Raw genomic sequence first — 9,609 nt, forward strand, 5'->3', positions numbered from 1 at the left:
CAAAGCTCCTGATCGGGGCCGCGGCCGCTATCCACCACGCCGACCGAACTTTGAACCCCGGCCCCCCCGGATTCGCTCGGATTGCCCCAGCGTCGGCGATCAACAGCTGGAGGCCAGGCTGCTCCTGTCCGAACCCTGGTGGCTTCGCGTCGTCCCAGGCCCAGCGTGGCAAGGACTGAGGCTCACTCATGGAACAGCCAACAATCGAGCGCGACCAGACGATCGGCCGGACCAAGAGCCGCTTTCATGTCTCGCGGCCTGTTTCTGTGGCAGCCGATACGCTGCGGGAGACGCGCGCGGCGTGGCCGGGCCTGAGCCTCTACGAGCGCTTCGAGGAAGTGATCGTGCTGGTGCTGACCGGCCTCATCGGCTTGGTCATCGTCGCGGCGGTGATCAACCTTTGCTTCCGGATCGGGCTGCTCGTCATCTTCGGCCTGCTTGATCCGGCAGAGCACGGCGTCTTCCAGGCCGTGTTCGGCATGATCTTCACGGTGCTGATCGCCCTGGAGTTCAACCACTCGATCCTGAGCGTGCTGCGCCGCCAAAAGAGCATCATTCAGCTGCGCACCGTCGTCCTGATCGCGCTGTTGGCGCTCTCCCGCAAGTTCATCATCCTGGATGCGAGCAAGACCGAGCCGCTGACCATCACCGGACTGGCCGTCGCAGTCCTTGCCCTGGGGACCGTGTACTGGCTGGTGCGGGATCAGGACCGCAAGGACACGCGGCGCGGCAGCAGCGCGACGCCGCCGCAGGGCTGAGGGACCGGCTCCTGCCCGCTCCTGGCAATCCGGACGATCCGGCCCTGCCGGTCGTCGTGGTGGACCGGCCTCAGCCGCAGCCCATCCCGGGACTCGGATCCCGCGTCACCGGGGGACGGTGACGACGATCTTTCCGAACTGCTCGTTCGACTCCATGTAGACGTGCGCCTGAACGATCGCGTCGAGCGGGAACGTCTTCGCGATGATCGGCTTGAGGCTTCCGCCGACGAGCCCATCCTCGATGAAGGCCGCTGCGCGGGCCAGCCGCTCTTGGTCCCGAATGAACTCGAACAGGGTGTAGCCGCGCAGCGTGAGGGCCTTCTGCATGGCTGCGATGACAGGGAACGGCGTGGGCTCGGTGGCGAGCGCGCCGTAGATGAGGATGACGCCGCGGTGGCTCATCGCCTGGGCGAGCGTCTCGACCTGGGGGCCGCCGACCGGGTCGAAGGCGAGGCGCGCGCCCTTGCCGCCGGTCATGTGATCGACCTCGGCCGCGAGGTCGTGCTCGGACGTGACGACGACGTGCGCGGCGCCTGCCTCTTCCAGCGCCGCCGCCTTGGCGCGCGTCCGCGTCGTCGCGATCGGGATCGCGCCGACGCTGTTCGCGATCTGGATCGCCGCGAGTCCGACACTCGAGGACGCCGCCGGAATGATGACCGCGTCACCCCGTTGGAGACGACCGAGGTCGATGAGCGCACCCCAGGCCGTGAGATAGGCCATCCAGACTGCCGCCGACTCGATCGCCGAGATGCCGGCCGGGCGTGGGACGACGCCGTAAGCCGGCACGATGGCCGTATCGGCGTAGACGCCGTAATCATTCATGGAGAAGGCCGGGATGACGCTGACGGCATCGCCGGGCGCGAACCCGGTGACGCCCTCTCCCACGGCCTCGATCGCCGCGGAGGCTTCGGCGCCGAGGCGTGCGGGCAACAGCGGCGTTTCGAGGTAGGCGCCCGACCGGAACATCGCTTCGGCGCGATTAAGGCCGATCGCCTCGATGCGGACGCGCACCTCTCCGCGTCCCGGATCGCCAACCGGGAGATCGTCGAACTGCATCACCTCCGGTCCGCCGGTCCGATGAAACCTGACTACGCGTACCATGGCGAAGCATCCTTCGGTGATCAGCCTCGGGGATGGAGTGTCTTGCGACGAAGTCGATCCCGGTCCGCCGAAGACGATGCGGCAAGATCAGAGACCTGGATCCAGTCGTGCTCGATGATCTCCCCGTCGCAGACGCTCAGGGCAGTTTCGTCGCGAGCACGTCGAGCCTCTCGATTCGCGGGGACGAGGCGAAGAGCTCGGACGCCTTCTCCGTCAAAGCCGCCGCCACCCGGCCGGAGAGGTGCGCTTGCCGTCCCGCTTCGTCGGGAAACGCATCGAAGATTCCGAAGGTCGACGGGCCCAGGCGGAGGCCGAACCATGCGACGGTTCCAGGCTCGTCCTGAACAATGGGCAGACTGTCTCTCAGAAAAGTCTCGACCGCCGCTTCCTGTCCGGGCTTGGCGTCTAGGACGACAAGAAGTGCAAACTTGACCATTTGCCTGTTCCTTTCGCAGGGTCCCAAAGTGCGCGGATGTGATCCCTGGACTTCTTCCGGTATTGGACGGGGTCCAGCGGCCGTTACATCGTCGGCAGTGGTCTCGTTCCGGCTGTGCGCACGGTTGATGAGGAGCACCATCGGGTCGGTGGCGCGCATCAGGATTACGAGCACGATCGCGATGACGCCGGTCAGTTCGGCGGCGAGATCGGCCCCTGCGCCGCGCAGGCATCGACGATCTGCCGGCGGACCATTTCGGGTTGCGCCTGCAGGGCCCGGAGAATCGCCTGCAGCACGTTCCGCAGGCCGCCGACCTGATCGATGAGATCGAGCACGACCGCGACGCCATCGTCGTTGATCCCGAGATCGTGCTGCAGATCTTGGATCAGTTGGGCCCGGGCCAAATCGATCTCGACGTACTGCCAGACGTTCTCCTGGGCGGCCGGTCGAAGCCAGCCGCTTTCGAGCCAGATCCGAAGCGTGTCGGGACGCAGATCCGTCCGAGCCTGAAATTCGCGCGCGTCCATAACGCCCCCTTACAAACGCCGATGCGATGCGGCGATCATGTGGTCCTCCCCCGGGTGGCGGCGCCGGCAAGCATCGGTTCGGGGGGCGTGTCGAGCGAGGAACGCGCGATACGTCGCGCCGCGGCCACCGACAAGCGACAATGTGCTAGAGCCTGGGACGCAGAGGCTGAATAGCTGCCGCCATATGCTGGTAGTCGAATGGGCCCTCATACCGATGCCCGTTGATGAAGAAGGTCGGTGTTCCGTTGACGCCGCTCCGAACGCCGCCGAGAAAATCCTGCTTCACCTTCGGCTCGTAGGTGCCGGCCTCGAGAGCGGCCGCAAGATTGTTCTCCGACAAGCCGAGCGCCCGGGCTGTCCCTAAGAGGAACGGCAGGCTCAACTGCTCCTGATGTGCATAGATCGCATCGTGCATGGCCCAGAACTGACCCTGCGCCCCCGCGAACTCGGCGGCCTCTGCCGCCGGTTCCGCCAGCGGATGGATTTCAGTGAGTGGGAAATTGCGGAACACATAGGTGAGTTCGTCGCCGAAATGCTGGCCGAGCTGCATGACCTGGACATGCGCGAGGCGGCAATAGGGACACTCGTAGTCGCCGTATTCGACGAGGATCACCTTTCCAGAGGCACCACCCCTGATGTGGTCAGCCGCCGACACTGGCACTCTGAGTTCGGCCATCGCCTTTCTCCTGGTTTTCGAGCCGGTCCAGCGCATCGAGGATGCCATCTGCACCGGGGTTGACGGCGATCGGGGAGCGGTAGCTCCAGAAGATGATTCCCTCGCGATCCACGACGAACAGCGCCCGCTCGCAGACGCCGTCGCCGTCGCGGTAGGCCCCGTATTGCCGGGCGACCGAGCCCTTCGGCTCAAAATCCGCGAGCAGAGGGAAATGGAGATGGCGCGTCTCGGCGAAGGCCTGATGGCACCAGGCGCTATCGACTGAGATCCCGATGACCTCGGCGTCGTACTTCCGAAATTCCGGCAGCACCTGATTGTAGACCGCCATCTGATCGCCGCAGACCGGGCTCCAATCGGCGGGATAGAAAGCCAGAATCGCCGGCCGTCCGCGCAGATCGCCGAGCGAGAGCGTCTGGTCGGGCGTGACGCGGAGCGTGAAATCGGGCGCCGTGACCCCAGGCGCTAAGACCTGTCCCATCCTGTACCTCCCGGACGGCCTGCAGAGCGACCATCCCGCATCTGACTACGAGATGGGGCGTCTCGGCACTGACGAGCATCAGTTCCGGCGGTAGAGATCGGGCGGCGCCGTCCGCTCTTCCGCGCTCGTACCTGTCATGTGCAGCGGACCAGAGCCGAGGCCGGGACAATTTTCGCACAGGGGCGGCTTCGAGTTCGTCCGATGCTGACGGACGTCAGGGCCTGCGGCCGTGCCGCTCCTATGGTCGGAGCCTGAGCGGCGAGCCTGCAGCGTGCGGCGGGCTTCCGGATTGCGTGATTCAGGCGGCCCGGCCATGTCGGCCGGCATGGGTCCGAAGGAGGCTCTCCATGGACGGGACAGCGACCCTCTCGCGAACGCGCGGCCCGGCGACATTGCCGGACACGGACGTGCTGTTCCAGCCCTACCGGCTGGGCGCTCTCGAACTTCCGCATCGCATCGTCATGGCACCCCTCACGCGCTCACGCGCGCGGTCGCCGGGTAACGTGCCGAATGCTCTTGCAGCCTGCTACTACGCGCAGCGCACGTCCGCGGCGCTCATCGTGGGCGAGGCGACACAGATCTCGATGCAGGGGCAGGGCTATGCCTGGACGCCCGGCATCCACAGCCGCGAGCAGGTCGAGGCTTGGCGCCACATCACCAAAGCCGTGCACGAGTCCGGCGGACGCATCGTCTGCCAGTTGTGGCATGTCGGCCGGATTTCGCATCCGTCCCTGCAGCCCGACGGCATGCCGCCCGTCGCCCCATCGGCAATCACCCCGCAGGGCAAGGCCTTCATCGAGAACGAGCGGGGGGAGGGCGCGCTTGTCCCCTTCGTCCGTCCGCGGGCCCTGACCCTCGAAGAAATGCCCTATGTCGTAGCGCAGTACGAGCGCGCCGCGAGGAACGCCCAGTCCGCGGATTTCGACGGCATCGAGATTCACGCCGCCAACGGCTACCTGCTCGACCAGTTCATCGAAAGCGGCACGAACCGCCGCTCCGACGCGTATGGCGGCTCGGTGGAGAACAGGACGCGACTGCTGCTGGAGGTTGCCGAGGCATTGTCTCGGATCTGGGGACCGGATCGCATCGGTGTCCGGATCTCGCCACTCGGCAAGTCGAACGACATCAGCGACGATGACCCGGAAGTCACCTTCGGCTACGTCGGCGAGCGGCTTGGCGAGTTCGGCTTTGCCTATCTCCACATGGTCAATCCGGCCATGGAACGGATGCAGAAAGGGGAGCCCGCCGACCAGCGGTCTCTGGCGCTCGTCAAACTGATCCGCGAGAGGTTCAAGGGGACGCTGATCGCCGCCGGAGGTTTCGACGCCGGGACCGCCGCGCAATGGATTCGCGAGGGGAGGGCCGACCTCGTCGCGTTCGGCCGCAAGTTCATCGCAAATCCCGACCTGCCGGAGAGGTTGCGCGCTGGCGCCCCGCTCAACGCAGACGACCCAACTACGTATTATGGCGGTGGCGAGAAGGGCTACACCGATTATCCCTCGCTGGCGCAGGACCGCGGCGAACAGCCTGGGGCCTGCGTCGACCAGAGCTGGAGATGATTTCCGGCTCAAGGCAGCCGAACTTGACTCGGGCGGTCTCGTCTCTGCGGTTTGTATGGCTGGCCGTAGAACTCGCAGCGCAACTTCTCGCTCGCCAGCCCTAGAAGCAACGACCAATCGCTCGTGCGTCTGACGCGGATCAATGTGCCACTTCCCTATCCGAAGTAGAACTTGGGACACAGAGGCTGACGGCGAAAATGGCCACTGTTTCGATTGAATGCCCTTTCCAAGGAGTATTCTCATGGAACTTCATCGCCATGTTCGACCCGATTTATCCTTGCAGCACACCCTGGCGAACACCGTCCAGCCCCGGGCTCCTTGGCGCCGGTGTTTGGGTCACGCTGACAAGGTGCGTTATCATGTCATTGCGATGATCGTGGTGAGTGCCGTGTCTGCCGGAGGCATCGCCGCCGTTGGAGTGCCCGTGCCGGCTTTCGCCCAGGTCGTCCGCCTCATCAGCGTCGACGTGAAAGAAGTCGCAAAGGGCTGGCGTACAACGAAGCTGCACGGCAGAGCCGTACTCAACGATAAGGACGAGAAAATCGGCACCATCGACGACATCATTATCGGGAAAGATAAAGTTTTATTTGCTGTCATACAGGTGGGAGGGTTCCTCGGGCTAGGCGGTCACCTGATTGCGACACCTTTCAATCAGCTGAATCTCGATGATGAGAAAGGAAAGATCGTGCTGCCAGGTGCCAGCAAGGACGAGTTGAAGAATCTGTCGGAGTTCCGTTATTCAACGTGATGGGTCGTAGTGATGGGTCGTGGCGCGACGCTTGACCCCAGGCCAGCTCATGGCGCCGGATCTCCGCCAGCCACGACGCGCTGAGGATCGCGGCCAGAGCATCAGAAACCCCGTTGCGTCATGCGCCGTGACGGGGCTGGTGCCTTGTCGGCCAAGACCTCGCTGCTCAAGATATTTCTCCGCACGAGACCTCGCTCCTTAACGGTGGTCGTTGGGCGCCGGCCCGACGTCCAGCTGGAGCGTGTAGACCTCCACCGGAAAGCGCACCCGGCTCAGGCCGCCCTGAAATACGGCGAGCCGGTTGAGCTGGGCGGCCGGCAGCCACAAACGGTTGTGGGAATCGATCCACATCGCGTCGACCCAGAGCAGGCGCGGGTCGTGGATCAAGGTCGAGGCGGTACCGTCGGGTGCGATCCGGACGATGCGCTGGGTATCGGTGTCGCTGACGAACAGGCTGCCGTCGGCGGCGATCGCCGTGCCGCCGGTCGGCGGCGTGTCGGCGACGATCGCGACCGCCGCGGCGAGGGTGGCGGGCGCCGTTCCGGGATCGTCGAGCAAGCGTGCCGGCACGCGCCAGAGCGGACCGGTGCAGGACTGGTAGAAGAGGAAGGCGCCGTCGGGCGATACTTCGAGTTGGTCGGCATGGACGTAGACCGGCGCGCCGTCCGGCCCGCGCACGATCCGCCCCTCGGCCGAAATCGGTCGCGAGGCCGTCACCGAGGGATGGCCCTCGAGGACGCGCCGGCCCCGGCCCGTCGCGGGATCGAGCACCACGAGCGCCGGCGCCCCCGCATCCGTCAGGTAGGCGCGCCCGCGGTTGAAGCGCACGTCGTCGATGAAGCTCTTGTCCGTCACCACGCTGTCGAGTGGGATCGTCCGCCGCACTCGGGCGCCGGCGATGTCGACCTGGACGAGCTTGCAGCCGCCCGGACGTATCGGCTGCCCGAAGCCGGGCGAGCCGGTATCGACGAGCCAGAGGTCGCCGTCGGGGCCGATCCGGAGGGAATTGACCCAGACGAGAGTGCGGGCGGGATCGGCCCCATCCGTGAAGGCGTTCCAGGCCTCGTCCGGAAACGGCACCGGCCGGCCGTCGCGGATCTCGACGACGCGGGGACCGGCGCTGCCGTCGATGCGCGCGAGCACGGCGAAGATCCGGCCCTCCGGCGTCACCGCGACGCCGTTGGTAACAGCGTCCAGCAGCGCGAAGGCGAGCATCAGCGCGGGAAGGGACTCCCCGGGGCGGGCGGGCTCGGCCGCGCGGCCCGGACCGGCCGCTAGCAGAGCACTGGCTCCCGCCAGCCATGCGCGCCGGTCGATCGTCGCTTCGCCACTCATGCCCAGCCCTCCCGAACGATTTTGCCCCGTCAGCGCCGGCCAACTCTAGCGACAGCCGCAGCCCCAGGCTTTGTCCAATCCCGCCAGATCGCGTAGAGCGCCGCCATCACGACAGGCCCAACGAAAAGCCCGACAAGCCCGAACGTCTCGACGCCACCGAGGATCCCGACCAAGGTCCATACGAGCGGCAGCCGCGCGGATCCTCCGACGAGGGCTGGTTGAACGAAGTTGTCGCCAGCCAGCATGACGGCGGCCCCCCAACCGAACACGCCGGCCGCGTTGAACCATGCGTCATGCTGGAGGGCGAGCATCAGGGCCGCGGCCGTGAATGCGATCCAAGCTCCGAAGGGCAACATCGCGAACGCGGCGGTGAGCAGAGTGAAGAACACAGCCTGCGGCAGCCCGGCGACCCAGTAGCCCACACCGATGAGCAATCCCTCTCCGATCGCCACCAACACCGTTCCGTTCACCACGCCCCTGGTCGCAACGGCCACTTTCTCGAACAGCCGCTCGCCGGGATGCCCCAGCCACTCCTCCGCGAGGCAGAGCACGCGCGTTCCAGCCTTCTCCCCGTCCCGGAGGAGCGCGAAGAGGGTCAGAAAGGTGATGAATGCCAGGAGTACGCGATAGGCCAGCTCCCCGCCGAGGCTGCGCATCCAGGTTGCCCACGATTCGAAGTTCACGTCGGCGAAGAGCGTCCTCAATCCGTTCGGGTCGCTGACGTGAGACCGCCACCAGCGATCCACGTGCTCGCCGAGAATGGGAAGGCGCGTCAGCCATCCCGGCATCTCAATGCCTTTCTGCTGGACGCGCCCGATCCAATCGAGAACGGCTTGTCCGTCCCGGCCGAGTTCGGCGGCGGCCAGCAACAACGGCGTCATCAGCACAACTGCGCTCAGGAGGGTGACCAGCGCGGGGGCGAGCCAATCGCGGTCTGTCCCAGATCGCAGCATCCGTCGGTAAAGGGGCCAGATCGCAACGGCGATGATGATCGCCCAGACAATCGCGGCCAAGTATGAGCGTGCCGTCCACAGCGCGACGAGAAGCACGGCTGCCCCGAACCACGCCCTGAGCCTGCGTCGAGATGGGAGCCCTATTGCAGGTGGCTCGATCGGATGAATCGGTGCCTGAGCGTCCAAGAGCTCTCTCCACATGATCGAGTTTAGTCTGTGGTCTTAGCATCGGCCGAAACGCGAGAGCTTTGACGGTCCGGCGCAGCCCTATGACTTTACGGTGAGCAGCAAGACGTGGGCGGCTCGCGCCTAGTAGATCTGTACAGCAGAGATGGCCGCGACTCTCGTGCCGCTAGGCTGCTCAAACATGGACGATCGTATAATTGATCCAATACACAAATATCGACGACTGCTTATGGTATAAAAATCATCTAAGATAATTTTATCTCGATGCTCATGACACGAAGCCAAGAAAGAATCTGAATGGACGGATCCGCCGATGGATTCTTCAGTTTTAACAGAGTCACCTGCACTCACGGTCCGCCACCGCCACGTCGCAGTTCGCACTAGCGGGCATGATACTCGAATCCTGCATAGCAAGCGGTGACACAGGCTCCGGCCATGAATTTCAACGGAAATCTACGGCTTAGACGGCAATCTGCTTGCACGCTGCCTATATCGCTGCGCAGCAGCATCAGAGAACCCGCGAAAGCAATGATGCTGACACGTATAGCAAAGGTCATCGGATCCCCCCTATGGGCCGTTGCCCGACTTGGTGGACCACCCGCGCTTCTCCATCAGCCCCGCCGGCGCCACGGCGCCGCGCTTAAACCGTCCGTGATCAGGATCGCGCCCCTCTGCCCATCGAGACTGTCGAAAGGCATGCATGATCCTCGGTCGGACCGGGTCTGCGCTCGATGGCTGCAGCCTCAGCTTCAAGCCCTCACGGACTGCTGCGCCGGATCGGCCCGTGCGCCGTGAAGACCCGTCCGCCCGCGGAGAGGGCGCCCGGAAGTGGTGCGCGGCGCATGCAACAGC

General features: G+C 65.1%; 10 protein-coding genes. 3 read left to right on the forward strand and 7 right to left on the reverse strand.

The genetic code is table 11. The features are described 5' to 3' along the window. Positions 1 to 188: 188 nt before the first annotated feature. The gene (locus tag MET9862_RS19185) at positions 189 to 758 is read left to right on the forward strand and encodes a phosphate-starvation-inducible PsiE family protein (RefSeq protein WP_142584490.1); all 570 of its coding nucleotides are present in this window, start codon (positions 189 to 191) and stop codon (positions 756 to 758) included. Positions 759 to 863: 105 nt separating this feature from the next. Here MET9862_RS19185 and MET9862_RS19190 read toward each other — a convergent pair whose 3' ends face one another. The 5 genes from MET9862_RS19190 to MET9862_RS19210 all read right to left on the reverse strand — a co-directional run bounded on the left by MET9862_RS19190 (position 864) and on the right by MET9862_RS19210 (position 3,976). Next, on the reverse strand, positions 864 to 1,859 hold the full coding sequence (locus MET9862_RS19190; protein WP_142584491.1) for a zinc-dependent alcohol dehydrogenase family protein: 996 nt from the start codon (positions 1,857 to 1,859) through the stop codon (positions 864 to 866). Positions 1,860 to 1,995: 136 nt separating this feature from the next. Next, a complete protein-coding gene (locus tag MET9862_RS19195; RefSeq protein ID WP_142584492.1) occupies positions 1,996 to 2,295 on the reverse strand; it encodes a putative quinol monooxygenase in 300 nt (99 codons plus the stop codon). Between the two features lie 191 nt (positions 2,296 to 2,486). Then, entirely contained in the window at positions 2,487 to 2,822 is a 336-nt protein-coding gene (locus tag MET9862_RS19200; protein ID WP_142584493.1) for a chaperone modulator CbpM, read from the reverse strand. Between the two features lie 145 nt (positions 2,823 to 2,967). Then, positions 2,968 to 3,498 carry a DsbA family protein gene (locus MET9862_RS19205; protein WP_142584494.1) on the reverse strand — a complete coding sequence of 177 codons (531 nt, stop codon included), beginning with the start codon at positions 3,496 to 3,498 and terminating at the stop codon, positions 2,968 to 2,970. Beyond that, a complete protein-coding gene (locus tag MET9862_RS19210) occupies positions 3,464 to 3,976 on the reverse strand; it encodes a redoxin domain-containing protein (RefSeq protein WP_142584495.1) in 513 nt (170 codons plus the stop codon). The genes MET9862_RS19205 and MET9862_RS19210 overlap by 35 nt, the downstream gene beginning before the upstream one ends. 347 nt (positions 3,977 to 4,323) lie before the next feature. Here MET9862_RS19210 and MET9862_RS19215 point away from each other — a divergent pair, with 347 nt between their 5' ends. Then, the gene (locus MET9862_RS19215) at positions 4,324 to 5,535 is read left to right on the forward strand and encodes an alkene reductase (protein ID WP_142584496.1); all 1,212 of its coding nucleotides are present in this window, start codon (positions 4,324 to 4,326) and stop codon (positions 5,533 to 5,535) included. A 241-nt stretch (positions 5,536 to 5,776) separates the two neighbouring features. Beyond that, positions 5,777 to 6,283 (forward strand): PRC-barrel domain-containing protein, encoded by a 507-nt coding sequence (locus MET9862_RS19220; RefSeq protein ID WP_244612801.1) that lies wholly within the window; start codon positions 5,777 to 5,779, stop codon positions 6,281 to 6,283. Positions 6,284 to 6,481: 198 nt separating this feature from the next. Here the strand turns inward: MET9862_RS19220 and MET9862_RS19225 are convergent, their stop codons facing one another. Beyond that, complete coding sequence (locus MET9862_RS19225) at positions 6,482 to 7,618, reverse strand: SMP-30/gluconolactonase/LRE family protein (protein WP_185156933.1); 1,137 nt, start codon at positions 7,616 to 7,618, stop codon at positions 6,482 to 6,484. 29 nt (positions 7,619 to 7,647) lie between these two features. After that, positions 7,648 to 8,667, reverse strand: a complete 1,020-nt coding sequence (locus MET9862_RS19230) for an AI-2E family transporter (RefSeq protein ID WP_185156934.1) — start codon at positions 8,665 to 8,667, stop codon at positions 7,648 to 7,650. Positions 8,668 to 9,609: the final 942 nt, after the last annotated feature.

The sequence above is a fragment of the Methylobacterium symbioticum genome (genome assembly GCF_902141845.1).
Classification (GTDB): Bacteria; Pseudomonadota; Alphaproteobacteria; order Rhizobiales; family Beijerinckiaceae; genus Methylobacterium; species Methylobacterium symbioticum.

Bases quoted from the DNA above. Each gene is read 5' to 3' on its own strand.
- MET9862_RS19200 (WP_142584493.1), bottom strand. From the start codon at position 2,822: ATGGACGCGCGCGAATTTCAGGCTCGGACGGATCTGCGTCCCGACACG.
- MET9862_RS19220 (WP_244612801.1), top strand. From the start codon at position 5,777: ATGGAACTTCATCGCCATGTTCGACCCGATTTATCCTTGCAGCACACC.
- MET9862_RS19190 (WP_142584491.1), bottom strand. From the start codon at position 1,859: ATGGTACGCGTAGTCAGGTTTCATCGGACCGGCGGACCGGAGGTGATG.
- MET9862_RS19195 (WP_142584492.1), bottom strand. From the start codon at position 2,295: ATGGTCAAGTTTGCACTTCTTGTCGTCCTAGACGCCAAGCCCGGACAG.
- MET9862_RS19185 (WP_142584490.1), top strand. From the start codon at position 189: ATGGAACAGCCAACAATCGAGCGCGACCAGACGATCGGCCGGACCAAG.
- MET9862_RS19205 (WP_142584494.1), bottom strand. From the start codon at position 3,498: ATGGCCGAACTCAGAGTGCCAGTGTCGGCGGCTGACCACATCAGGGGT.
- MET9862_RS19225 (WP_185156933.1), bottom strand. From the start codon at position 7,618: ATGAGTGGCGAAGCGACGATCGACCGGCGCGCATGGCTGGCGGGAGCC.
- MET9862_RS19210 (WP_142584495.1), bottom strand. From the start codon at position 3,976: ATGGGACAGGTCTTAGCGCCTGGGGTCACGGCGCCCGATTTCACGCTC.
- MET9862_RS19215 (WP_142584496.1), top strand. From the start codon at position 4,324: ATGGACGGGACAGCGACCCTCTCGCGAACGCGCGGCCCGGCGACATTG.